Origin of the sequence: Pseudophaeobacter sp. C1-32P7 (assembly GCF_041008775.1) — a bacterium.
Classification (GTDB): Bacteria; Pseudomonadota; Alphaproteobacteria; order Rhodobacterales; family Rhodobacteraceae; genus Phycobacter; species Phycobacter gallaeciensis_A.
This window is the reverse complement of the sequence record NZ_JAXGFR010000024.1, coordinates 1-22,385: the sequence shown is the minus strand read 5'-3', so window position 1 is coordinate 22,385 and position 22,385 is coordinate 1. Positions and strand designations below refer to the sequence as shown.

Genomic DNA, 22,385 nt, shown 5'->3' with positions numbered 1-22,385 from the left:
GCCATGGAGCGGATGTCGGCCAAAGACTTCCTTGCCCAGCAGGCGAACGGTGGCGGTGAAGACCGCCGCCGGGTGCGCGGAACCAAGCGGACCACCAGTGCAGACGGGGTCACCCACGACAGCGCGCATGAAGCGCAGCGCTGGGCGCAGCTCCGGCTTCTGGAGCGGGCCGGGAAGATCCGCGACTTGCGGCGCCAAGTGCCTTTCGATCTGGAAGGCCGGGACGCCCCGATCCTGACCAAGGGCGGCGGGCGAACCCGGCGCTACATTGCGGATTTCGTATATTTCGACGTCGCGCTGGGCGTAGAGGTGACCGAAGACGCCAAGGGGCACGATACGGAAACCTCCGAGCTAAAGCGCGCGATCATGGCCGCGATGGGTCGCGAGGTGGTGCTGGTATGAGCGGCAAGAACACACAACGCACCCAAGCGGAGCGCATGGTTCGCGTGATCGAGAGCAGCCGCGTCAACGTCACCAACGAAGCTGCCGCACAAGACGCGATCCACGTTGCCCTCCAGCGAACAGGCTTGGACATCGCGCGTGAGGTCCGTCTTAGCGCCCGCGACCGCATCGACATCCTGTCGGGTGGCGTAGGAATCGAGGTCAAGGTGAAGTCCCGCCAAAGCCGCCGCGAGATCTTCAAGCAGCTGGAGCGATACGCCGAGCACGACGAGGTGCAGGCGCTGGTTCTGGCAACCGCCGCTGCATGGCCAGGCAACATCAGCGAAGTGAAGGGCAAGCCGCTGCTGGTCGCCTCGCTCACACGGGGATGGCTATGACAAACGGAACGCTGAGCTATGAGGCGGGCACCTGGCACGTCGCAGATCTGAAGCCGCATATTTCAATCCGGTTCAAGCAGGTCTTTCAGGGCATCCAATACGGTTCAACACCGCCCTTCGCCCTGCGGGACCGGCCAGACCTCGCCGCTGATCTCGATTGGTTCATGCAGCGCTATCCGCTGCACATGTCCGACGAGGCAAAGGCCCGGCTCGGGGTGCAGCTGACAGAACACGCCAACGTGCAGGCCCGCATCGAAGAGCTACGCCGTCCCGATTACGTTCCGGGCATCCGCCAAGGCTTCAAGGAACCGGAACAGGCAGAGGGCTACCAGCTCCGCGCCGCCGAAATGCTGCGCAGCACCGGGCGCCTCCTGCTGATGGATGACGTAGGGCTGGGCAAGACGGTTTCCTTCCTCGCATCCGTTGCGGATGGTTGGGGACTGCCGGCCGCCGTTGTCGTGCAACCGCACCTGTCCACACAGTGGGTCACAGAATACATCCAGCGCTTTACCCATCTGTCAGCGGTAGAGGTGAAGGACCGCAACGTGCGGGACCTGCCTGCCGCCGATATCTACGTTTTCCGGTATTCCAACATTGCCGCATGGGCAGACTACGCCGATACGCTGGGGATCAAGACTGTCTGCTTTGATGAGGTGCAGGAGCTGCGCCACGGCAACAGCACGAGCAAGGGGCATGGGGCAAAGGCCTTTTGCGCGGCAGCAGAGTACCGCATCGGTCTGACTGCAACCCCGATCTACAACTACGGGTCCGAGATCTGGAACGTGGTCGAGTTCATTGCCCCCGGCGCGCTGGGCACATGGATGGAATTCCAGATCAACTGGTGCACCTCCCACGGATCGCACTGGATCGTCAAAGACCCGGCTGCGCTGGGCGCCTTCATGATCGATGAGGGGATCGCGCTGCGCAGGACCAATGAAGACGAAGAGGTCGCGCGCAGCCTTCCCCCCTTGTCTAAGGTCGTGACAGAGGTCGGATGGAACGAAGGTGACGCGCAGACGGACCGGGAACTGCAACTGCGATTGGCGCAGCGGGTTTTGTCGGGACACTTCCATGATCGGGGCCTGGCCGCCCGGGAGCTTGATGTCATGCTGCGGCAGGAAACCGGCATCGCCAAGGCCCGGTCGGTCGCAGCCTATGTCCGGACGCTGGTGGAATCTGGCGAGCCAGTTCTGTTGGCAGGCTGGCACCGTGCCGTCTATGACATCTGGCGCGATGCGCTGGGCGATCTGTCTCCCATCATGTTCACCGGCAGCGAGACGCAACCACAGAAGCGGAAAGCCAAGGCGGCCTTTCTGGCGGGTGACACTGGTCTGATGATCATGTCCCTGCGATCTGGCGCGGGCCTCGACGGCCTGCAGAGTGTCTGCGCCCACGCGGTTTATGGCGAATTGGATTGGTCGCCACAGGTTCACACACAGTTCACCGGGCGCCTGCGTCGCCGGGGGCAGGACAGGCGGGTTACAGCGCATTTCCTGCATGTGGACGGGGGATCTGATCCCGTCATCATGTCGACGCTCGGCCTGAAGGCGTCACAGTCGCATGGGATCCTCAATCCATTTGCAGACCTGGAGAGCAGCACGCCGCAAGACGACACCCGCATGCGAAAACTGGCCAAGTCAGTGCTGGAGGCCGCAGAAAATGGGTGACCGCGCCAAAACACGAAAATCGGTGCCTGCGTCGGGCAGAAACCGCACAATAGGCAACTTCTGCCACTGGCAGGATACCGAAAGCACCGGGCATTCGTTGCACAAATCGAACAATCCGGCGAAATTCGCCAACATTTTGACCACTGTTAACCGTTAGAGGGCGCCATGGGACGACGTTCGAACTTCAAGCGCATCGACAAGGACGCTTACGACACATTCGACCGCAAAGCTTATCCGCCTCTCCTGCGGCAACTGACGCGCCCGGTGAAGTTCTGGGAGCCGTGTGGTGGGAAATATGACATGGCCGAGGCGCTTGAGGAGGCTGGGCATGATTGCGTCATCGCATCAGACATTGCCCCGCGCGATGAACGGGTGTTCCGGGTCGATGCGATGGACGTCACCGCTGAGGATGTAGACTGCACTGGCGTCGAATACATCATCACAAACCCGGTTTGGTCGCGCCCGCTTATGCACCGGATGATTTGGAAATTCTCCGGGTTTCGCCCGACATGGGTGCTGTTTGATGCCGCCTGGGTTCACACAACACAGGAGGTACCCGCGCGCAAATATGGCGTCCCGACAGCGCCTGAGCTGATGGAGCATTGCCATATGATCGTGAGCGTCGGTCGCCTGCAGTGGATCGAAGGCACCAATCAACGCGGCGTAGACGACTGCTGCTGGTACCTGTTCGACCGCACCCGGGAGCGCTTGACAGCCTACCCGCTGTTCGTCGGCCCCGAAATTACCCCGCGCCGAGCGGCGTGAACACCCCACAACAAAACAAACGGAAACAGGCATGACATACACGATCGGGCAAGAGGTGGCCTTTGGAAAGATGCGGCGCCTGATGGGGGATCCCCTACAGGACAGCGCACAATGGTTTGTGCTGAAGACGGCGCCGCTGAAGGAGTTCGAGCTGCGTGAGTGGCTGAAGCGAGAGGAGGGCGTCCTTGACGCTTGGCTGCCCACAGAGAAGGCATGGCGGTCCATGCCGCGCAGTCGCCGACGGAAGGCTGCTTACGAGAAGAAGATTGCGCCTGGTTACGTCTTCGTATGCGTTGACCGTTCGGTTGCCTGGGATGTTCTGAGGGAGCGTGCGAACGGTAAGGTGGCTGGTGTGGTCGGTCGGGATGGTCGGCCTTTGCCGGTGCCCGATGAGGAGATGCGCCGCATGCGTCGCCTCCCGTCCACGATCAAGAAGATCTATGCGGATCAGCAGGAAGCCAAGAGAATCCGGCCGGGGGACAAGGCCCGGATGCTGGATGACGCAGGCGTGATGGCAGATTGGGTGGTCGATGTCTCAGCGGTTAACGGAGGCATTGCACGGATCTTTCTGCCGTTGCTTGGCGGGCGTGAAGCGACAGTCTCTGTCGATACGCTTGAGCGCATACACAATGTTGCGTGATGCTGCCGGATCTGGTAGGGGTTGGGGCGTGGTGAGTAGCGCCAATGTGCGTAGAGAAGCCCGTCCCAGCTCGGCCCCAGCCTTCTCTTAGGTGCAGCCGATGCAAGTGCGTAAGCAATTCCAGAACAAGACAGGCAGGCACCCATTCGCGGGAAGGGCTGGCAGCAAGTCTAGGGATCAGCTGGCCGTCCAGCTATACGCCGCCCAGAGCGGCAAGTGCCGGATGTGCGCGTCGCCCGTGCCCGCGACGCTGCGGGGCAGGGCAGGCGACAGGGCCGCAGTCGTGGACCACCTCAGGCCGTGGCGCCTGCGCCCCGACCTTGCGTTCGATCTGTCGAACTTGCAGCTGATTTGCCGGTCCTGCCATGCGACCTGCGACAGCATCGAGAAGAACAACTGGCCAGACGCGGAATTGATCGCTGAGGCCAAGGGGCGCGCCGGGCAGACCTGGTAGCGCACCACCATCAGACCACCTATCAGCGCCGCTCTCTGCGCCCCTCTCGCACCATTGCGGCATGGGGGGGGGAGGGCAAAAGTTCAGCGCCTCCGGCCCGGAAACCCGCGCCTAAGGTGCGCGCGAAATATCAGCTCGAAAAAAGGGGGTGTCCCCTGACCTATCAGGAGGCCGCATGAGGAGACCTCGATACGGCGACATTTTTGCCGGTCATGACGAAGGCCAGGAGCTCGCTGCACAGGCAAAGGTACTCTGGGAGGAGTACAAGGCGGATCTTGAGGCGAGGGGGCTGTTCAACAAGGCACGCGGGCGGACTTTGGACCGGCTGGTGCGCGCAATGGTCGAGTATCTGCAGCTGTATCCTCTGGCGATTGCGGAGGGGCCGGTAAGGACATCAAGGGACGGCGGCCAGTACGTCAACATGCGGTGGTCGATGGTGCAGAAGCTCAGCGACCAGATCATGAAGCTTGAGAAATCATTGACCCTGACGCCGGAGAGCGTTGGCGAGAAGAAGGGGGCAAGTGGAAATGGCAATGCCCCAGAAACGGCAGCTGATGAATTCCTCGGCGCTCACTGACCAGACCACGCAATATGCGCGTGACGTGGTGGACGGGAAGATCATTGCCGGTGAATTCGTGGTGGCGCAATGCAAGCGGCACCTGGATGATCTGGAAGCTGGCGGAGAACGCGGTTTGGTCTGGGATCTTGACCAGGCGGAGCGCGCAATCCGGTTTTTCCCGGCGATGCTGTCGATCACAGAGGGCGCAAAAGAAGGTGAGCCGTTCTCTCTGCTGCCATGGCACCTGTTTGTCGTGGGGTCTATTTTTGGCTGGCGCACGTCCGAGGGGTTCATCCGGTTCCGGTTCGTCTGGCTGGAAACGGGGAAGGGGCAGGCGAAATCACCGCTGATGGCGGCGGTCGGCATCTACCTTGCGGGTTTCTATGGCCGGAAGCGCGCCGAGGTCTACTGCATCGGCGAGAACAAGGACACGGCAAAGGTCATGTTCCGGGACGCCGTCGCGATGCTTCGGGCGCCGATCCCCGGCAAGGGCGGCATGACGTTGGCGGATGAACGGTTTGTTATCCGAGGCACCGGTGATCTGGCCTACAAGGTGGAGGATCCGAAAACCGGTTCGTTCATGCTTCCCATCGCGAACAACGATGCGGTGTCTGGTCCTAAGCCCATCCTAGTGGCGGGCGATGAGATCCACGAGATGAAGACAAACAAGGCCATCGAGATGTGGCGCGCCGCTGTGACGAAGAAGTACGGCGATTCCATCATGATGCTTGGCACGAATACGCCATCGGCTGACCAGCAGGTAGGCACGGATTACAGCGAGTTCTGTCAGAAGGTCGTGACCGGCGACTACGTGGACGACAGCGTTTTCGCCTATATCGCACGGGTGGACGCGAAAGATGATCCGCTGGAGGATGAAAGCTGCTGGATCAAGGCGCTGCCCGCGCTCGGTCTGACCTATCCGGTTGAGAACGTGCGGAAGCTGGTGGTTACGGCCAAGCAGCAGATCAGCACACAGCTCACCACCAAGCGGCTGTATTTTGGTATTCCGGTCGGCTCGGCTGGCTTCTGGACGTCGCAGCAGGCCTGGGAGGAATGCCAGGGGGCCGTCAAGGAAGAGAAGATGTTGGGGCGCCGGGCGCATCTGTCCCTCGACCTGTCCGAGAAAAACGACCTAACGGCCCTTTCTGCGGCCTGGGAAGGCGAAAGGATCGACGTCAAGACATGGTACTGGACGCGTGACTTTGAGGTCGAAGAACGATCAACGGCGGATGCGATCCCTTATCGCGAACTGGAGGCGGCGGGCCTTATCAAAATTACGCCGGGGCGCGTGATTGACTACACGTTCATTGCAGCCCAGGTCATTTCCTTCTGCGGGCGGCATGACGTTGCGCAGATGGCAATTGACTCGGCCCATATGGAGAAGCTTTGCGAGGCCTTCGACAAAGCGGGGTTTTCCTACTGGATCGAAGAAGGTGACGACCGGCCGGGCAGCGGGCTCAAGATCGTTCGTCACAAGCAGGGCACGAATGTCAGCTTTGACGGCAAGTATCTCTGCATGCCGACATCGATCACTCAGCTTGAGGATCACATGCTGAACGGGACGGTGAAAATCGACCGGAACAAACTCACCAGCATCTGCGCCCGCAATGCGATCATCCGGGAGGATGGGTTCGGGAACCGGATGTTCGACAAGTCGCGGTCGCGCGGGCGGATTGACGGGGTTGTCACTCTGGCAATGGCCGTCGGGTCGGCCACTGCGGCAATGAAAGATCAAACTAGCGTCTATGAAGGGCGCGGGATTCTGACACTCTGAGGCAATTCATGGGTATTTTGGACTTGTTCCGCCTCAAGGGTCGGGACCAATCAGACGTGGGCCAGGCAAAAGCAATGGCTGGTGAAGGCATGGCTTTCTCGGGACTTGATGACCCTGCCCTTTACGAATTTATCAGGGGCGGAGACGCTGGTGTTACGCAGGCCGGGGTTCCCGTTTCCGTTTCATCCGCGCTCAAGAACACAGCTGTCCTTCGGTCCGTGTCCCTCCTGTCTTTTTCTATTGGCATGTTACCGCTTCATCTGAAGGAGAAGGCGACCAAGGACGTTGCGGCACAGCACTCCGTTCACCGGCTCCTGCATCGCAAGCCGAACGGATGGCAGACGGCATTTGAGTTCCGTGTACTGATGCAGCAGCGCGCCCTAACCAAGGGGGATGCATGCGCGCTAAAAGTCCGCAGTGGCAATCGGATCATTCAATTGGTGCCTTTGGCGAATGTTAAGCCTATCCAAAATAATGACTGGTCGATCACCTATCAAGTGACCCGGAAAGACGGTCGCAAGATCGACTACCATCAGCGCGACATCTTTCATCTTCGCTACGGCCTTTCAGATGACGGCGTGTCCGGTTTGTCGATGGTAAAGCAGGCGGCGGAGGCCATTGGCCTCGCCCTGCAAGCCGAAAAATCAGCTGCCAGCATGTTCAGGAACGGCATGGTCCTTGGGGGGGCCCTTAAACACCCAAATACGCTTTCACCGGAAGCGTACGGACGGCTGAAAGAGTCGATGGCGCAAGGTGAAGGCGCCGCAAACGCCCATAAGTGGAAAATCCTTGAAGAAGGGCTGGAGATCGAGACGTTCCGGGCGCCCGGGAAGGACGCCCAGGGGCTTGAGCAACGCCAGCACCAGATCGAGGAGATTGCCCGCGTCTTTGGCGTCCCGCGCCCGCTTTTGATGATGGACGATACATCGTGGGGGTCCGGTATTGATGTGCTGGGTCAGCTCTTCGTTCGCTATTCGCTGAACCCGTGGTTCGAAGCGTGGCAGCAGGCAGTCGAGCGTGATCTCCTGACCGATGCGGAAGCGGACACCTACGAGGCCAAGTTCAACGCGGGCGGCCTTCTTCGCGGGTCGATGAAAGATCAGGCAGAGTTCTTCGCCAAAGGCCTTGGATCTGGGGGGCATCAGCCATGGCTGCATCCAGACGAGCCGCGCGAATGGCTGGACCTTCCGAAACGAGATGACCTGCCTGAACCGATGGGCGCAAAGAAAGGGGCAAGCAATGAGCCTTCGTGATCTTCCCGAGATGAGAGCTGGGCGCCTTCCGAGCGTTTGCGCGTTCGAGCCTGATGCAGACGCATTGGAACGGTGGAACGCTGGCCTCCAGCCCAGAGCGGCGGCGGACAACACGATCACCATTCTTGATGTGATCGGTGAGGACTACTGGTCCGGTGGCGGCGTGACGTCCAAGCGGATTTCTGCGGCTCTGCGCGCGATCGGTGACCAAGATGTTGTTGTCGAGATCAACAGCCCTGGCGGTGACTTCTTCGAGGGCGTGGCGATCTACAATGCGCTGCGCGCGCATCCGCATAAGGTGACCGTTCGGGTTATCGGTCTGGCCGCCTCTGCCGCCTCCGTTATCGCGATGGCCGGTGATGAGGTCGAGATCGGCAAGGCTGGCTTTCTCATGGTTCACAACGCGTGGGTTGTTGCACTTGGCAATCGCCATGACCTCACGGAAGCGTCCGAAACCCTTGAAACCTTCGACGATGCAATGGCCGCACTCTATTCCGACCGTTCCGGCGTCAAGAAGTCAAAGGCGGCGGAGTGGATGGACAACGAGACATACTTCAATGGCCAGCAGGCTGTTGATGTGGGGCTCGCGGATGGGTTTCTCCCCGCTGACGCCGTTACAGAAGACACAACTAAGGCAGAGGCGATGCAGGGCGTAAACGCAACGCGCCGGATTGATGCGCGCCTCGCCAAGACAGGAATGCCTCGCTCAGAACGCCGCGCGCTTCTGGCTGATGCAAAAGGGGGCACGCAGGACGCTGCCCCAACCGTCATGCACGACGCTGACGAACTGAAAGCCAGCCTTGAAAGGCTGCGCACAACCCTGAAGTCATAAGGACAAAGATCATGAATGCGATCATGACCCCCGCGAAGGCTCGCGGGATCATCGCCGTGCGTGCTGATGCCTCCGGCGATGTGAACAAGATCCTTGCTGCGCTGCAAAGCGACTGGCAGGCGTTCAAGGACACGCAGGACGAGAAAGACAAGGAGGTTAAAGCCAAGTTTGACGACGTGGTGACGACCGAAAAGATGCAGCGCATCGATGCCAGCGTGTCGGAATTGCAGGCTGCTGTCGATCAGGCAAACGCCCAGCTGGCCGCGCTGGCCGCGAATGGCTCCGGCCCGGGCCAAGTCAAGGACCCGGAGTATTCCGAAGCTTTCCGCGCCCATTTCCGCAAAGGCGATATCCAGGCAAACCTGAATAAGGGTGCAGCTGATGAAGGCGGCTATCTTGCGCCGGTCGAATGGGACCGCAGCATCACCGACAAGCTGATCGAGGTCTCGGCCATGCGCCAGATCGCCAGCACACAGTCGATTTCGGGCAACGGCTTTACCAAGCTGTTCAATCTGCGCGGAACGGCGTCCGGCTGGGTTGGCGAAACGGCGGCGCGTCCTGGAAGTGGCACCGCGACATTCGGTTCCATGACCTTCAATACCGGTGAGATCTACGCCAACCCGGCCGCCACCCAGCAGATGCTGGATGACGCCGAGGTTGATCTGGAAGCGTGGATCGCTGGCGAGGTGGAAACCGAATTTTCCTACCAAGAAGGCCTGGCGTTCATTGCAGGGGACGGTGCGAACAAGCCGAACGGTTTCCTGACCTATGTGACCGGCGGCACCAATGCAGCTGCGAACCCTCTTGGCGCCATCGAAAAGCAAACGGCGGCATCCACTACGGCTGTCACTGAGGACGAGCTGCTTGAGCTCATCTATGCCGTGCCTTCGGCCTATACCGGGAACTGCCGGTTTGTGATGAACCGCAGCACGATGGGCAAGATTCGCAAGCTGCGCGATGCTGACGGTCGTCAGCTGTGGCAGCCGTCCTCGCAGGCCGGTCAGCCGTCGCAGCTGCTGGCGTACCCGGTCACTGAAATGCCGGGCATGCCGGATGTTGCAGCCTCGGCGCTTCCCATCGCCTTCGGTGACTTCCGCCGCGGTTATCTGATCGTGGACCGGACCGGCGTGCGCGTTCTGCGCGATCCGTTCACCAACAAGCCCTATGTGCACTTCTACACCACCAAGCGCGTTGGCGGTGGTGTGGTGAACCCGGAGTGCATCAAGGCGATGGAAATGGCCGCTGTCTAAGCGGTGACATGTGGCGGGCCGTAGTGGCCCGCCTCTAACCTTTCAGGAGTAAGACTGATGGCAAATACGAAAAATGCTGAGGCCGAAAAGGACAAACCGGCGGACGAAAAGGTGGCATCCCGCCAATCCATGACCCCGGAGACGGCGAAAGAACTTGGCCTTGACCCGGGTCCCTACGGCAAGCCTGCGAAGAAGTAAGCGCAGATGTTCCGCCCCACCCTAAAAACGCCCCCAGCTGCGCCGCCGGTGACGCTGGAAGAGGTTAAAGCCCACGCCGTTGTGGAGTTTGACGATGACGACGTCATTTTAACCGGCTTGCGGGACGCGGCTGTCGCGCACCTTGACGGTTTCCGTGGCATTCTGGGGCGGGGCATCGTCAGCCAGGTATGGGAGCAGGCGCAGGCCTGTTGGCGCCGTGCGTTCGTTCTGCCGGTGCCGGATGTGTCTGCGGTGACGATCAGCTATGCCGATACGGCGGGCACAAGTCAGGTTGTCGATGCTGCGCATGTGAAGATCTTACCTGTATCGGTCGGGACGCGCATTGTCCTGTCAGATGCTTTTGATCTTCCGGCGCTCGAAGATGGAAACCCGGCGCCTATTACAGTGGAATTCACCTGCGGGTTCGGGGACGCCGCCAATGTCCCGGCTGACCTCAAGGTTGCGATCGCGGCTTATGCTGCGTGCTGGAACGAGGCCAGGGGCGAAATGCCCATCGGAATTGCCCCAGTGATCAACAAATACAGATGGACGAGTGTCTGATGCGGGGCGCGCAAAAGAAACGGGCAGGCGGGCAACTTGTCGAGCGTGTGGCGTTTGACGCCCCAGCAAACAACCCGGATGGATCTGGCGGTGTCGAGGACGGTTGGGCGGAGCATCACGCCACCCGGGCAGAGTTCATCTATTCCCGAGGATCTGAGGCCGTGGACGCGGCAAGGCTCCAAGGCCGCGCAATCTACAAGGTTAGAATACGGTCATGCGCTGCCGCTCGGGCCGTGACTACGGATTTTCGGATGCGTGACGTTCGTCGCGGTCTTCCGGCCGGGGAGGGGATCGGGGATCCGCTGCCTGGCACTCGCTATCAGGTGCGGGAGGTTGACGCGATCACGGACCGGCGTTGGATCTATATCGTGGTGGAGTCGGGGAGGGCGCAATGAGCGCGAGTGTCGAGCTTCAAACGGCGATCTACAATGCCCTTCTTGCAGATGCTGGTGTCGCTGCTCTGGTTGGTGACCGGGTCTATGACGGCGCCCCGTCGAACCGGGAATACCCCTGCATCACCTTCGGGCCGATGGATAGTGTGCCAGATGACATGGAATGCATTACCGCCAGCAGTGAAACTGTTCAGCTGGATATCTGGTCGCGGGAACAAGGCCGCTTGCGCCCATGCAAAGAGATTTGCAGCGCGGTGAAGAAAGCCCTGCACGACGCTGATCTAGGACTGACTGTCAACGCTTTGGTCCAGATCCGGACGGAGGGGATGCGGGTCTTTCTTGATGCCGATGGCAGGACAGCGCATGGGGTGGTCACAGTGATGGCCGAGCTGGAGGAGGCGTAGTGGTTCAGGGTCTGGACCGCATGAACAAGCGCTGGAAGGCGATCCCGGTGAACGCCAGGAAGAACGTGCGCGCCGCAATGGAGGACGCAGCCAGCGACATCGTAGATGAAATGTGGAGCCGGGCGCCATATCTGGAAGGCGTTTTGTCTGCCTCGATCGGATGGACATGGGGCGATGCGCCCGCAGGGTCCATGGTGATCGGCAAGGTTGGCGGCGCTGAATACGGCACGATGCGGATCACGATCTACGCCGGTGGCGGTGACGCATTCTATGCCCGATTCCACGAGTTCGGAACGATTGCCATGCCAGCCAACCCGTTTTTCTTCCCCGTCTGGCGCGCGCGCCGGAGACGGGTGAAATCACGGATTTCGCGGGCGATGTCGAAGTCCCTCCGAGAGAGTTGATGAACTCATTCCAAGCTAAGGCAGAGACCGGACAAAGATTTTATATAGGTATCGAATCCGAGTTCTACCTCCGATTTGAGCGCATGGGCGGCACTGGTCGCATCTTCCGCAGCGGCGGATTCTGGGCTCTCTAGTTTGAACATGCGCGTCATTCCGGTGTGATAAAAAATCGCGTCTGAAAAACTCTCTTTTAGGTCGTGCGCGTTGCTCAGGACCTCCAAGCATTTCTGCTGGTCCAGTGGTGACGCCGACACTCCAGAGCTTGCGGTTAAAAATGCAGCAAGGAAAAGCCACTTCATAGGAGAACCTCTCATGAAAATAAAAACTGTCTATTCGGGAGAGCCAGGGCAGGCCGAAGCGTAAAGCTTGCCTGATGCTAGGTTTGCTCCCTCAACGGCTTCAATGAGCTTTCCGATAGAAGCCGCCGCTTCGAGCGCCATCACCCGGCGCTCTGTAGGTTGCTTTTGATCCATAAGGACCAAGCGGAGATCCTGAAGCTTTAGGTTCACATTTTCCAGGTTGGTCCTGTCAAGACCCCACCCCAAGCAGGCAATAACATGCCCCTGTTCGGCGCTGACCTCTGCGCGCAGCGGGATCGCTGAGAAGACAAGAACGGCTGCAAGTGTAAATCGCATAGGAGAAACCTCTCATGAAAATCAAAATTCTGACTGATTGCCACCATCGCATCAGTTCCGCGCTTTCGCAAAGTTTTAGCGCGAATTCCGTTGTGGATGTGCCCAAGAAAACCGCTGAGGCACTGATCGAGCGGAAAGTGGCGGAGACCACTACCGAGACCGTAACCCAGAAGAAAGAGGCCTGATATGGCAACCGGAAAGCAAACAACCCGCCTGATCATCCAGCTTGGTGACGGTGTCACGCCGACCGAAGGATTTGCCCATACCTGCGGCGCAAACACCTATGGTATTACCCTGACCAATAACCTCGGGGAAAACACGGTTCTGGACTGTGACAACCCGCTTGACGTGCCTGCTGCCATTACACGCAACCTGGAGAGCCAGGACACCAGCGCCACCATCAGCGGTATGGTCACCACTGAGGCGTGGCCGACCTGGCGGAACTGGGCGGACTCCGGCACAGAGAAAAACATCAAGCTTCTTCTCGATGAGAGCGCCGCGGACAATGGTGGGTTCTGGACGCTGCCGGCCTATCTGCAACAACTGCAGCTTGACAAGGAAAATTCCGGCAAGGTCAAGTTCACTGCCACGATCAGTGGTGCAGGCCAGCGTGTCTGGACGGATGCCGCCTGATGGATACGGTGGTGTGTGAGTGGGCCGGAAAGGAACGTTCTTTCCGGCTTCCGTTTGGCGGCGTGATGGATCTGGAGCAGGCCGCAGGGGACAACATCGGGCGCATCTTTGCGCGGGTTGTCGGATCCCAGTTTTCGGCAAAGGACGTCTATCACACGATCCGCCTTGCGCTGATCGGTGGGGGGGCAACAGTCACCCAGGCCAAGGTCTTGATGACAGACCATTTCGACGCACGACCATACCTGGAAAACGCATCGGTTGCCGCTGAGATCCTCTGCGCCTTGATGACCGGCGTTGAGGAAGAAGGAGAAGACGTCGATCAATCCGGCGAAGCAACGTCTTACAAGTTTTCCGACGTGGTTCAGATCTGCCGGGTATTTCACATGTCACCTGCGGAACTGCGCGACATGCGATATGCGGATTTTGTGAACATGGTTCGCGGGTTTAACGCAGCATCTGATACCAAGGCACCGCATCTTTCAGAGGAGGAATTCGAGGACATTCTCCGCCGGTATGAGCCGGAGGCCGTGACCTGACATGGCCCAGTCTGTCGAAGATACCCTGCTGGTCCGCATGGAGGCCAGCCTGCGCAAGTTCGAGCGCCAGATGGAGGGGGGGAGAAAAGCCGCCGAGTCATCTGCTGTTCGGTCAGAGCGGGCATGGAAACGGGCTGGCGACAAGATCACCGCGAACTCCAACCGTGCGGCCTCGGGGCTGCAGCGGCTCTCCAGTGTGGGCGGGCAGGGGCGTTTCGTGTTGCAAAATACCGCCAACCAGATCGGGGATATTGCTGTGCAGATGCAGGGCGGCACCAGTGCAAGCCGCGCGCTAGGCCAGCAGCTCCCGCAGTTGTTTGGCGGATTCGCTGCTCTTGGCGGCCCGTTGGGGCTGATTGGCCCGCTTCTGGGCACGGTGGCCGCATTGGGCCTCCCTGTGGCCGGTGTGCTGATCAACATCGGCGATGCCGCAGAGACGCTTGACGACAAGATGAAGTCTCTCAAGGAGAGCATTTCGGCAGTGAAGTCAGCGCAGGAGCTTTCCGCAACATCCGGAACAGACCTTCTGAAAAACTACGGTGATTTGGCCGACGAGGCGCGGGCAATCTTCGAGATTAACCGCCAAATCGCATCGATCCGCGCATCTTCCGCCCTTACGGATGTGGGACAGAAGTTTGGGGGAAAGATTGGCGTGAAGGGCTTGTTCGGCGTCCCTCCTGAGGAGGTTCGTGAACTTGAGGAGGCTGTCGCAAGCTACGAGCGGGAACTGGAAGGATTGAACCAAGCCTACAAAAAGTCCGACCAAGAATTTGCGAAAGCGGATCGACGCATTGATGAGATTAACGCGAAGCTGGCCAGCTTAAGGGAAGTTCGGGGCAGTATTGGCGACATTGCCGAGATGTTCGGTGTAACCGCCGATCAGGCCCGAGAGCTGGCCGCGCAGATTGCCGCCGCTGGGGCCGCGCAGGGCGCTGATCAGCAGGCGCAAGCGTGGTCTGATGTATCTACATACTTGGAGGCGGTGGTCGGTACAGAGCGCGAGGCCACCGATGAGGGGAAAAGGTTCCGCGAGCAGATTGTGGAAGTCGCCATCAAGGCGCTGCAGCTGTCAAAAATTGACCTTGCGAGTGGTATAAGCGCCGGGGCAGATCAGGCGGAACGGCTTAAGGAAGAGCTGGCCGCCGCACTTGCGCTGCAGAACAGGATCAACTTTCAGGACAGCAAAGAATACAGTGGGCGCGGTGGAGACCCGCGCCGCGTTGGGAACGACGATTATACCAGCGACCTCAATTACAAAAGCATCGATGATATCATTTCAGACCTCACCAAGAGCCGAGGTGGCGGATCAAGTGTCTCCAAGGGGCTGCGGGAGGCGCAGCGCCTTTATGACGACACCAGAACGGAAGCTGAGCGGTATGCTGCGGAACTAGAGCGCATCGAGCGGCTGCACCGCGAATTCCCAGAGGTGATCACCACAGAGGTTCGTGACCGTGCGGTCGAGGCGTTGAATGATGCTGCAGGTGCGGCGGAAGGCATGGCAAAGCGGCTGGAGAGCGGTTTCACGAATGCTTTCACCGCCCTGGTGACTGGGGCCGGTAGCGGTCGTGAGGCTGTTCAGGCCCTTATCGCCGATCTTGCCCGCATGGCGGCACAGTCCGCGTTCAAGAGCCTGATCGGAGGTAGTGATTTCTTCGGAGAGGCCGCATCGTTCTTGTTTGGCGGCGCTAACGCGAATGGCAATGTGTTCCAGGGCGGATCGGTCACGCCATTTGCGAACGGTGGCGTCGTCGGCGGGCCGACGTTTTTCCCGATGGCAGGCGGAAGAACCGGGCTGATGGGTGAGGATGGAGCGGAAGCGATCATGCCGCTGGCGCGGGTCAATGGTAAACTCGGGGTCAAGGCTGCAGGCGGAAATGGCGCGTCCGGACGCGTTCTTGTTGACGTGCGCCTGACAGACGATCTTGACGCGCGGATCGACACCCGGGCGGAAGGGGTTGCCACCAGGGTCACCCGCAGCGGCATCCAGCAATATGACAGGTCCGTTCTGCCGCAGTCATTCAGGCAACTGCAAAAAGACCCAAGGAAGGTGCGCTGATGCCTCTGCTATTTCCTTTGAGCCGCAACATCTTCATGGGGAAGTTGAACCGCCTCATCACCAAGGCGCGTTTCGAGCCGCAGGATCAACGGCAAATCACCGGCCTCACTGGCGGGGAAATCCTCAGCGCAGAGGTCGCCCCGACATACTGGGAAGGGAGCATATCGCTTCGGCCACTGGACGCGTATCAAGCAAGCGAGATTATACCGATGCTGCAGGCGCTTGATAGCCCTGGGGCGTCTTTCTTTGCATATGATCCAGACCGGTCGGGGCCACTATATGATCCAACTGGCAGCGGCCTCGCCGGATACAACCCAGTTGTTGCGACCTACGATGCAGCGGACAGCACGGTTCAGATTTCCGGGTTGCCCGATGGCTACGTCATTAGCCCGAACGACCTGATCAGCTGGACCTATGATGGGAAATACGCCCTGCACCGCTTCATCGAAGGCAAGGTCGTTGTGGCGGGATCTACCGGCGCGCTGCAGGTTGGGCCGCATATCAGGGGCACCATTGCCGCAAACGAACCTGCTGAACTGGTAAAGCCGTATTGCAAGGCCGTCATTGTTCCGAATTCCGTCAACTACGGCGAGAAACAACAACGGATGCTGCATGGTGTTTCGTTTCGCTTCCGCCAATCTCTGAGGTGACACGGCATGCGCGTTTTTGAGGCTGCTTCGTACGCTCTGCTTGCCGCCCGTGGTGGGCTCGTTTCGCATCGTCTCGTCTGGATCGAGGCGCGCAATATGTCATCCGGCCTTGTTGAGACTATAGGGCTGTGCAGCGCTGAAGAGGATTTGACCGTCGATATTGACGGAAACATGCGCAGCTATCTCGGGGCTGGAGGTCTGCTGCAGGCCGAACCGATCACCGCGGGATCTGGGCTATCTGTGCGTGAGCATCAGCTGCAGCTGTCTGCCGTTGCCCCGGAAGTGGAAAATCTGGTTAAGGCCTATGACACCAGGTTTGCACCGGTCGAGATGCACCGGGCGCTGTTTGACCCGAAAACACGCCAGCTGGCAGGCGCCCCGCGCCGGGTGTTCCGTGGTATGGTCAACGGCATTGAGTTTCCGCGCGCTGAACCCGGCGGAACGCCTGCCTGCATAGTTTCTGTCGTTAGCGAAACCCGCGCATTGACCCGCACTCTGGCCTCCAAGAAATCCCACCAGAGCCACAAGGCGCGCGGTGGAGACAAGTTCAGGATCTACGGTGATATTTCTGGCTCTGTTCCTGTCTACTGGGGCGAGCTGAAGGTATCACCGCCAGCTGAGGCAGCGGAGCCAGCCACCGAAGCTGAAGAAGCAAGCAACACCGAATATCTGGGACGATGACAATGTCTGATTCTGAGGCACTGCACCGCTTGCCCGATTGGCGCCAGCGGTTGGAGATCTATGTCCAGAGGGTAGCCCGCAGCCCATTCCGACCCGGCCAAAACGACTGCGCGTTGTTCGCGGCCGGTGCGGTGGAGGCTATGACTGGCGCCGATCTGGCGGCAGAGTGGCGCGGCACCTACCGCCGTCTTGAGGATGGTCAAGCCGCGCTGAAATCCGCAGGATTCGCCGATCACCTCGCATTGGCTGCGTCCTATTTCGCGGAAGTTCCGCCAGCCTTGGCGCAGGTCGGTGACCTGGCGGTGATACCGGCCGAGGGAACTGGGGCGGCGCTAGGGGTCATCCAGGGCGCCGCTGTCTACGTCATGCATCCCAGCGGCCTCGGAATTGTCAGCCGTATGCGAATGAAGAGGGCTTTCAAAGTATGAAGGACCGAACAACCTTCTGTGCCGTCCTGGTGGTTGCGATGCTGGCACCGGTAGCGGCCTCGGCGGACCCGATCACGGCATGGGTTGCCAGCACCTTTGCTGTCAGCGCCACAACTGCTGCCTTCATCGTCAGGACGGCTTTTTCGCTTGCCTTGACGGCTTTGTCTTCCGCCCTGGCTAAAAAGCCGGGCCAGCCGCGTCATGCCGGGATCAAGACGGAAACCACGACCACTGGCGGCACCAATCCGCAGACTTTCATTCTGGGGAAATATGCAACGTCCGGTAACATGGTGGCGCCGCCATATTCCCACCCAAACAGCGGCACAGTCCCAAACGAGTGGCTAACCTATGTAGTGGACGTCTCAGATATTCCCGGTGTGCAGTTGTCGCGCATAATGGTTGGCGGACAATATATCACAGATTTGGAGGATTCAGGGGTCCTTATCCAGCAATACCCGTCGAGCGCCGCAGCAGGGGCGCACGATGTTGGCGGGATGATCGATGATGATGGCCCGTATTTCTTCATGACATGGCATGACGGCACGCAAACAGAAGCCGACGCCTACATGATGGAAAATTACAGCGATCACCCTGATCGCCCTTGGTCTGCGGACATGGTGGGAACGGGCGTAGCCTATGCAGTCGTTTCCTTTGCCTATAATCGAAAACTATTCAATCAGCTGCCAGCAGTTCGGTTCGAGGTTCTTGGCATTCCCCTATATGACCCTCGAAAGGATGGCTCTGTTGGGGGAGCCGGTGCCCATCGCTGGAACGATCCGAGCACATGGGAACACAGTCAGAACCCGATCGTGATGGTATACAACATCCTGCGTGGGGTCACCCTGCCGGATGGACATCGCTGGGGTGGTGGTGTGGCTGCAGATGATCTGCCGCTCGATAACTGGTTCGCAGCGATGAACGAGTGTGATCTGGCGGTGCCTCGAAAGAGCGGCGGAACCGTGACGCAGTACCGTGCGGGCCTAGAGGTGTCCCTTGACCAAGAGCCTGCTGGAGTCATTGACGAACTGCTGAAGGCATGCAGCGGTGAGATTGCGGAGATGGGCGGCGTCTACAAGGTGCGGGTTGGGCCGCCCGCCTTGCCAGTCTATTTCTTCACTGACGACGACATTTCTGCAGACCACCCCCAGAACCTTGCGCCTTATCCGGGCCTTGATGGTGTTCACAATGCCATCCATGTTTCGCATCCGTCGCCTGCCTCTCTCTGGGAGACGCGTGATGCGCCGCCGCGGTACAATGCCGAATGGGAGGTCGAGGACGGTGGGCGACAGCTGGTGGCGTCTGTGGACCTGCCTGCCGTGTTTTCCGGCAATCAGGCGCAGCGTCTAGCCAAGGCGTGGATCGAGGATGAACGCCGTTTTCGCCGCCACAGCCTGACGCTTCCGCCTGATGCGGCAATCCTGGAGCCGCTGGACACAGTGGGCTGGACCAGCGCCCGCGAAGGGTACGATGCCAAGGTGTTTGAGGTTGGCGAGATTACCGACGATCTGGTGACGTGCTTTCAGACCGTAGCCATACGTGAGCGTGACAGCGGTGATTTCGCATGGTCCCCAGAGGTCGATGAGGTCGAAATCACCGATCCAAGCCCCTTGGTGACACTGCCAGCGCCGCGAACAGTTTCCGGTTTTAACCTTCTGAGTTTCAGTCTGGTAGATGGCGCCGCATTGGCCCGCCGCCCTGGCCTTCGCCTCGTGTGGGACGCTGCGCAACTGGCGGAAACAGATGTGCTGAAATGGCGTTTGCAGTTAGCTGATGGGACGCCGGTTGCTTCGGGGACGGTGGCGGACCCGGAAAGCGGTGAGTTCATCATTTCGGCGGGCATTCTTCCGGTGACCGAGTACCGCGCAAAAATGAGGGTCATTTCGCGCTTGGGTGGGGAGTGGACGGCATGGGATACGGCTGTCACCAGCGCGGTGCGTTTCGGTCTTGGCGATCTTGATCAGGCTGCGCTGGATGCAATCCAGGATGACGCAACCAGCATAGCCAGTTCTTTGGACGCCGATGTGATCGCAGAGCGCATCGAGCCAATTGACGCGGCTGTGGCCAATTTGAACCGTGACTTGCAATTGCAGTCGGTTGATCAGCGCAGCGCCGCCGAGGCATTGGCCGTGATCGGGGATCAGGTCTTGTGGGCGATTTCTCGCATCTCAGATGTGGACGGGCGCATGGCTGACGCGGGGATCGTTGTTGACCCGGATACCGGCACGGTACGGATCTACGCGCTGGAGCAGGAAGCCGAGCGGATCAGCGAGACCGAAATCCGCCTGAATGCTGCCGAAGCAAATATCGCCCTGTCCGCTACGCAGACATATGTGGATCAGCGGGTCTCCGAGGCGGTTCTGGACCCCACACAAGTTCCACTCCTCGACAACCTGCAGGTCCAGGTCAATCAGGTGACGCTTGATCTGGACGCGGTTGAGGCGGCGCTGGAGCTGAAGGCAAGCCAAACCGTGGTCGATGGGCTGTCGGTGAGTTTGACCGAGGCTGTGGCGGATATTGACGCGCTCAACGAGGCGATCACCTTCAAGGTCGATCAGGCATCATTTGATGATTATGCCTCACGTCTGGAAACCGCAGAGGTGCAGATCAGCACTCTGGATGGGCCGCAGATCAGCCAAACGGTCGCAGATAGCCGCGCCCTGCAGGATGCTGCTGATCTAGCCGACATTGCGACCCTTGGGGCGCTCCTGCAGGCATACGAGGATCGCGAGTCCGCACGGCAGGATCTGGCATATGCAACGCAGGATTTGCACGCCCGTGTCGATGATGAACGCGAAGCTCGGGCAGCGGTGACTTTCTCGCTGGGTGCTGCGATTGATGAGAATATGGCCTTGATCGAGGCCGAGCGGAAAGTTCGCGCCTCGGAAACAGCGGCCATTGCCAGCGATGTGGTCCAGCTGGATGCGCGTCTGACCAGCGCAGAAGGAAATATCTCCGGTCAGGCGACGGCAATCTCCTCGCTGACGACGCAGGTCACCGATAATGAAACCGGATTGGTCACCTTGTCGCAGGACTTGGTGGATCTGTCGGCTCGGGTCACCACTGCCGAGGGCAATGTGGCGGGAAATGCCGGTGCCGTGCAGGCGCTGGATGCCCGCGTCACTGATGCAGAGGGTAATATTTTCGCCCAGGCAACGTCTCTCACATCGCTGTCAACGACAGTCGGGCAGAATTCCTCCTCGATCAGTCAGGCGCTGACCAGCATCGACGGGATCAGCGCAGAATACACCCTGCGGATCGACAATAACGGCGTGGTCTCTGGCATGGTGCTACGCTCGGATCTGGATGATAACGGTACTGCGGCCTCCGAGGTGGCCTTTGTATCCGACAAATTCGCCATTGTTGCCCCCGATGGCAACGACCGGACCGTGCCCTTTGCGGTCTACACGACGCCCCGTGTCATTGATGGGATCACCTACCCGGCGGGCGTCTACATCAAAGACGTCTTTCTGGGCCGCGCCGCCATCGGACGCGCCCAGATCGAGGACATCATCCAGAGCGACAACTATGCCCAAGACGCGGACGGCACCCCCACCAGTGGGCTGCGGATGAATTTCAATACCGGCAAGATCAAGGCCGCTGGTCCCGTCATAAGCCGCAATATCATCGCCGCAGAGGGTAGCTTCTGGACCGGCGGGCCGATCACCGTGAACCCGGCGAACGGCCTCTATCAGGTTACGTCTTGGGACCTGGTGGAGACGGGTCTGGAGGTCCCGGTCAATCAGGTCTGGATGGCGTCGAACAAGACCTACATCGCTTATGCCGCCTTTGACGGGCAGGCCACGGCACCCGGCGGGATAAGCGGCACTAATGAGTTCTGGGGCTGTAAGGTTGAGGTCCAGCCTTTCGCCCGCTGGTCCGGCCCGCAACAGCTTTATCTGCGGATCGAGCTGTGGGCTAAGGGCATCAGCGCCCTGACCCGTTCCGGGGAAGTCACCAAGGGCGGCAAAATCCACTGGAAACTATACGAGGTAACGTAACATGGCATGGGTAAAAACAGGCACGGTGGCCGTCACAAACGGCTCCACCACAGTCACCGGCACCGGCACCAGCTGGTTCGGCGCGCTGCAGACGGGGTGGGGCTTTGTTGGTCCCGATCAGGGCATCTATGAGATCCTGACCGTTGACAGCGCCACAGAGATCACCCTGGCAACGCCTTACCTCGGCGCGAATGCATCAGCGCAAAGCTATGCGGCCTTCCCGACGAATTCGTTGAGCGCGGATCTGACGGCAACCCTGCAGGCGCTGATTGCGAACTATCAGGGCGTCTATGACACGGTTGGTCAGGGCCGTTTTCTGGACGGAGTACTGGCCGCGCCCGGAATGGCCTTTGATGCGGATCGTGACACCGGCATTTTACGCCCTGGAGCAAACATCCTTGCCCTGGTGGCCGGTGCCGTTGAGCAACTGCGGCTGACCGACGGGGTGGCCAGTGGGGCGGCGGTACAAAGTACGGCATCTGATACCGATGGTGACGGTAAATTGGTACGGATGGAGGGGGCCGGAGCCGCCGCGCTGAGCCGTTTTGGCATCTATAAATCATCGGGCGACGGGTACAATATCGACCAGGCTGTGGCTGGTGATCTGGGGCTTGTCTCAACCAGCAACCCCGGCACATGGCCGTCTGAGAACCCCGGGCCATTTGCGTGGGTAACTTCCCAGAGCATCTATAGTGATGCCGCCGTATTGCAGCGTGCCATTTACGGTTATGCCTCAACGGGAACCCCTGGCAACGTGCGTACGTTCGAGCGTATCCGTGCCAATGATGGCTCCGCGTGGTCCGAATGGACAGAGGTTGTGACCAGTGCAAACGTGC

The 22,385-nt window shown here is 59.8% G+C and carries 26 protein-coding genes and 1 pseudogene; 25 read left to right on the top strand and 2 right to left on the bottom strand.

The features are described 5' to 3' along the window. The first annotated feature begins 3 nt into the window (after window positions 1-3). From SM763_RS21445 to SM763_RS21370, 16 genes are all read left to right on the top strand, one after another. Complete coding sequence (locus SM763_RS21445; RefSeq protein ID WP_368999690.1) at window positions 4-402, top strand: DUF1064 domain-containing protein; 399 nt, start codon at window positions 4-6, stop codon at window positions 400-402. After that, a complete protein-coding gene (locus SM763_RS21440; RefSeq protein WP_368999689.1) occupies window positions 399-779 on the top strand; it encodes a hypothetical protein in 381 nt (126 codons plus the stop codon). Before SM763_RS21445 ends, SM763_RS21440 begins: the two co-directional genes overlap by 4 nt. Further along, window positions 776-2,446: an SNF2-related protein gene (locus SM763_RS21435; RefSeq protein ID WP_368999688.1), complete on the top strand. Its 1,671-nt coding sequence runs from the start codon at window positions 776-778 to the stop codon at window positions 2,444-2,446. Before SM763_RS21440 ends, SM763_RS21435 begins: the two co-directional genes overlap by 4 nt. 165 nt (window positions 2,447-2,611) lie before the next feature. Beyond that, window positions 2,612-3,211 (top strand): hypothetical protein, encoded by a 600-nt coding sequence (locus SM763_RS21430; protein WP_368999687.1) that lies wholly within the window; start codon window positions 2,612-2,614, stop codon window positions 3,209-3,211. A gap of 31 nt (window positions 3,212-3,242) precedes the next feature. After that, a complete protein-coding gene (locus SM763_RS21425) occupies window positions 3,243-3,851 on the top strand; it encodes a transcription termination/antitermination NusG family protein (protein WP_368999686.1) in 609 nt (202 codons plus the stop codon). Between the two features lie 100 nt (window positions 3,852-3,951). Beyond that, window positions 3,952-4,305 (top strand): HNH endonuclease signature motif containing protein, encoded by a 354-nt coding sequence (locus tag SM763_RS21420; protein ID WP_368999685.1) that lies wholly within the window; start codon window positions 3,952-3,954, stop codon window positions 4,303-4,305. Between the two features lie 175 nt (window positions 4,306-4,480). Then, a complete protein-coding gene (locus SM763_RS21415; RefSeq protein ID WP_368999684.1) occupies window positions 4,481-4,882 on the top strand; it encodes a P27 family phage terminase small subunit in 402 nt (133 codons plus the stop codon). Next, a complete protein-coding gene (locus tag SM763_RS21410) occupies window positions 4,839-6,638 on the top strand; it encodes a terminase large subunit (RefSeq protein WP_368999683.1) in 1,800 nt (599 codons plus the stop codon). The genes SM763_RS21415 and SM763_RS21410 overlap by 44 nt, the downstream gene beginning before the upstream one ends. An 8-nt stretch (window positions 6,639-6,646) precedes the next feature. After that, the gene (locus SM763_RS21405; RefSeq protein WP_368999682.1) at window positions 6,647-7,891 is read left to right on the top strand and encodes a phage portal protein; all 1,245 of its coding nucleotides are present in this window, start codon (window positions 6,647-6,649) and stop codon (window positions 7,889-7,891) included. Beyond that, complete coding sequence (locus SM763_RS21400; protein WP_368999681.1) at window positions 7,878-8,723, top strand: head maturation protease, ClpP-related; 846 nt, start codon at window positions 7,878-7,880, stop codon at window positions 8,721-8,723. Before SM763_RS21405 ends, SM763_RS21400 begins: the two co-directional genes overlap by 14 nt. Window positions 8,724-8,734: 11 nt before the next feature. After that, window positions 8,735-9,973, top strand: a complete 1,239-nt coding sequence (locus SM763_RS21395; protein WP_368999680.1) for a phage major capsid protein — start codon at window positions 8,735-8,737, stop codon at window positions 9,971-9,973. Window positions 9,974-10,030: 57 nt separating this feature from the next. Then, complete coding sequence (locus SM763_RS21390) at window positions 10,031-10,171, top strand: hypothetical protein (RefSeq protein ID WP_368999679.1); 141 nt, start codon at window positions 10,031-10,033, stop codon at window positions 10,169-10,171. A gap of 6 nt (window positions 10,172-10,177) precedes the next feature. Further along, on the top strand, window positions 10,178-10,732 hold the full coding sequence (locus tag SM763_RS21385) for a head-tail connector protein (protein WP_368999678.1): 555 nt from the start codon (window positions 10,178-10,180) through the stop codon (window positions 10,730-10,732). Beyond that, the gene (locus SM763_RS21380; protein WP_368999677.1) at window positions 10,717-11,127 is read left to right on the top strand and encodes a phage head completion protein; all 411 of its coding nucleotides are present in this window, start codon (window positions 10,717-10,719) and stop codon (window positions 11,125-11,127) included. The genes SM763_RS21385 and SM763_RS21380 overlap by 16 nt, the downstream gene beginning before the upstream one ends. Further along, entirely contained in the window at window positions 11,124-11,528 is a 405-nt protein-coding gene (locus SM763_RS21375) for a DUF3168 domain-containing protein (RefSeq protein ID WP_368999676.1), read from the top strand. Before SM763_RS21380 ends, SM763_RS21375 begins: the two co-directional genes overlap by 4 nt. Beyond that, the gene (locus SM763_RS21370) at window positions 11,528-11,932 is read left to right on the top strand and encodes an HK97-gp10 family putative phage morphogenesis protein (protein ID WP_368999675.1); all 405 of its coding nucleotides are present in this window, start codon (window positions 11,528-11,530) and stop codon (window positions 11,930-11,932) included. Before SM763_RS21375 ends, SM763_RS21370 begins: the two co-directional genes overlap by 1 nt. Before the next feature lie 5 nt (window positions 11,933-11,937). Here SM763_RS21370 and SM763_RS21365 read toward each other — a convergent pair whose 3' ends face one another. Both SM763_RS21365 and SM763_RS21360 read right to left on the bottom strand, forming a co-directional pair. Next, window positions 11,938-12,231 carry a hypothetical protein gene (locus SM763_RS21365; protein ID WP_368999674.1) on the bottom strand — a complete coding sequence of 98 codons (294 nt, stop codon included), beginning with the start codon at window positions 12,229-12,231 and terminating at the stop codon, window positions 11,938-11,940. A 30-nt stretch (window positions 12,232-12,261) separates the two neighbouring features. Next, the gene (locus SM763_RS21360; protein WP_368999673.1) at window positions 12,262-12,567 is read right to left on the bottom strand and encodes a hypothetical protein; all 306 of its coding nucleotides are present in this window, start codon (window positions 12,565-12,567) and stop codon (window positions 12,262-12,264) included. Window positions 12,568-12,581: 14 nt separating this feature from the next. Here SM763_RS21360 and SM763_RS21355 point away from each other — a divergent pair, with 14 nt between their 5' ends. The 9 genes and pseudogenes from SM763_RS21355 to SM763_RS21315 all read left to right on the top strand — a co-directional run. Further along, complete coding sequence (locus SM763_RS21355; protein WP_368999672.1) at window positions 12,582-12,752, top strand: hypothetical protein; 171 nt, start codon at window positions 12,582-12,584, stop codon at window positions 12,750-12,752. 1 nt (window position 12,753) lies between these two features. Further along, window positions 12,754-13,200 (top strand): phage tail tube protein, encoded by a 447-nt coding sequence (locus SM763_RS21350; protein ID WP_368999671.1) that lies wholly within the window; start codon window positions 12,754-12,756, stop codon window positions 13,198-13,200. Continuing rightward, the gene (locus SM763_RS21345; protein WP_368999670.1) at window positions 13,200-13,736 is read left to right on the top strand and encodes a gene transfer agent family protein; all 537 of its coding nucleotides are present in this window, start codon (window positions 13,200-13,202) and stop codon (window positions 13,734-13,736) included. The genes SM763_RS21350 and SM763_RS21345 overlap by 1 nt, the downstream gene beginning before the upstream one ends. A 1-nt stretch (window position 13,737) precedes the next feature. Beyond that, complete coding sequence (locus SM763_RS21340) at window positions 13,738-15,792, top strand: hypothetical protein (protein WP_368999669.1); 2,055 nt, start codon at window positions 13,738-13,740, stop codon at window positions 15,790-15,792. Next, complete coding sequence (locus tag SM763_RS21335) at window positions 15,792-16,442, top strand: hypothetical protein (protein ID WP_368999668.1); 651 nt, start codon at window positions 15,792-15,794, stop codon at window positions 16,440-16,442. Before SM763_RS21340 ends, SM763_RS21335 begins: the two co-directional genes overlap by 1 nt. A 6-nt stretch (window positions 16,443-16,448) precedes the next feature. Beyond that, window positions 16,449-17,123: a hypothetical protein gene (locus SM763_RS21330; protein WP_368999667.1), complete on the top strand. Its 675-nt coding sequence runs from the start codon at window positions 16,449-16,451 to the stop codon at window positions 17,121-17,123. Window positions 17,124-17,125: 2 nt separating this feature from the next. Then, a complete protein-coding gene (locus SM763_RS21325; RefSeq protein ID WP_368999666.1) occupies window positions 17,126-17,551 on the top strand; it encodes a DUF6950 family protein in 426 nt (141 codons plus the stop codon). Beyond that, on the top strand, window positions 17,548-21,549 hold the full coding sequence (locus tag SM763_RS21320) for a phage tail protein (RefSeq protein ID WP_368999665.1): 4,002 nt from the start codon (window positions 17,548-17,550) through the stop codon (window positions 21,547-21,549). Before SM763_RS21325 ends, SM763_RS21320 begins: the two co-directional genes overlap by 4 nt. A 1-nt stretch (window position 21,550) precedes the next feature. After that, window positions 21,551-22,385: pseudogene (locus tag SM763_RS21315) on the top strand (hypothetical protein); the annotation flags it as partial.

Coding starts and splice junctions, on each gene's coding strand:
- SM763_RS21445 (WP_368999690.1), top strand. CDS start 4: ATGGAGCGGATGTCGGCCAAAGACTTCCTTGCCCAGCAGGCGAACGGT.
- SM763_RS21440 (WP_368999689.1), top strand. CDS start 399: ATGAGCGGCAAGAACACACAACGCACCCAAGCGGAGCGCATGGTTCGC.
- SM763_RS21435 (WP_368999688.1), top strand. CDS start 776: ATGACAAACGGAACGCTGAGCTATGAGGCGGGCACCTGGCACGTCGCA.
- SM763_RS21430 (WP_368999687.1), top strand. CDS start 2,612: ATGGGACGACGTTCGAACTTCAAGCGCATCGACAAGGACGCTTACGAC.
- SM763_RS21425 (WP_368999686.1), top strand. CDS start 3,243: ATGACATACACGATCGGGCAAGAGGTGGCCTTTGGAAAGATGCGGCGC.
- SM763_RS21420 (WP_368999685.1), top strand. CDS start 3,952: ATGCAAGTGCGTAAGCAATTCCAGAACAAGACAGGCAGGCACCCATTC.
- SM763_RS21415 (WP_368999684.1), top strand. CDS start 4,481: ATGAGGAGACCTCGATACGGCGACATTTTTGCCGGTCATGACGAAGGC.
- SM763_RS21410 (WP_368999683.1), top strand. CDS start 4,839: ATGCCCCAGAAACGGCAGCTGATGAATTCCTCGGCGCTCACTGACCAG.
- SM763_RS21405 (WP_368999682.1), top strand. CDS start 6,647: ATGGGTATTTTGGACTTGTTCCGCCTCAAGGGTCGGGACCAATCAGAC.
- SM763_RS21400 (WP_368999681.1), top strand. CDS start 7,878: ATGAGCCTTCGTGATCTTCCCGAGATGAGAGCTGGGCGCCTTCCGAGC.
- SM763_RS21395 (WP_368999680.1), top strand. CDS start 8,735: ATGAATGCGATCATGACCCCCGCGAAGGCTCGCGGGATCATCGCCGTG.
- SM763_RS21390 (WP_368999679.1), top strand. CDS start 10,031: ATGGCAAATACGAAAAATGCTGAGGCCGAAAAGGACAAACCGGCGGAC.
- SM763_RS21385 (WP_368999678.1), top strand. CDS start 10,178: ATGTTCCGCCCCACCCTAAAAACGCCCCCAGCTGCGCCGCCGGTGACG.
- SM763_RS21380 (WP_368999677.1), top strand. CDS start 10,717: ATGGACGAGTGTCTGATGCGGGGCGCGCAAAAGAAACGGGCAGGCGGG.
- SM763_RS21375 (WP_368999676.1), top strand. CDS start 11,124: ATGAGCGCGAGTGTCGAGCTTCAAACGGCGATCTACAATGCCCTTCTT.
- SM763_RS21365 (WP_368999674.1), bottom strand. CDS start 12,231: ATGAAGTGGCTTTTCCTTGCTGCATTTTTAACCGCAAGCTCTGGAGTG.
- SM763_RS21360 (WP_368999673.1), bottom strand. CDS start 12,567: ATGCGATTTACACTTGCAGCCGTTCTTGTCTTCTCAGCGATCCCGCTG.
- SM763_RS21355 (WP_368999672.1), top strand. CDS start 12,582: ATGAAAATCAAAATTCTGACTGATTGCCACCATCGCATCAGTTCCGCG.
- SM763_RS21350 (WP_368999671.1), top strand. CDS start 12,754: ATGGCAACCGGAAAGCAAACAACCCGCCTGATCATCCAGCTTGGTGAC.
- SM763_RS21345 (WP_368999670.1), top strand. CDS start 13,200: ATGGATACGGTGGTGTGTGAGTGGGCCGGAAAGGAACGTTCTTTCCGG.
- SM763_RS21340 (WP_368999669.1), top strand. CDS start 13,738: ATGGCCCAGTCTGTCGAAGATACCCTGCTGGTCCGCATGGAGGCCAGC.
- SM763_RS21335 (WP_368999668.1), top strand. CDS start 15,792: ATGCCTCTGCTATTTCCTTTGAGCCGCAACATCTTCATGGGGAAGTTG.
- SM763_RS21330 (WP_368999667.1), top strand. CDS start 16,449: ATGCGCGTTTTTGAGGCTGCTTCGTACGCTCTGCTTGCCGCCCGTGGT.
- SM763_RS21325 (WP_368999666.1), top strand. CDS start 17,126: ATGTCTGATTCTGAGGCACTGCACCGCTTGCCCGATTGGCGCCAGCGG.
- SM763_RS21320 (WP_368999665.1), top strand. CDS start 17,548: ATGAAGGACCGAACAACCTTCTGTGCCGTCCTGGTGGTTGCGATGCTG.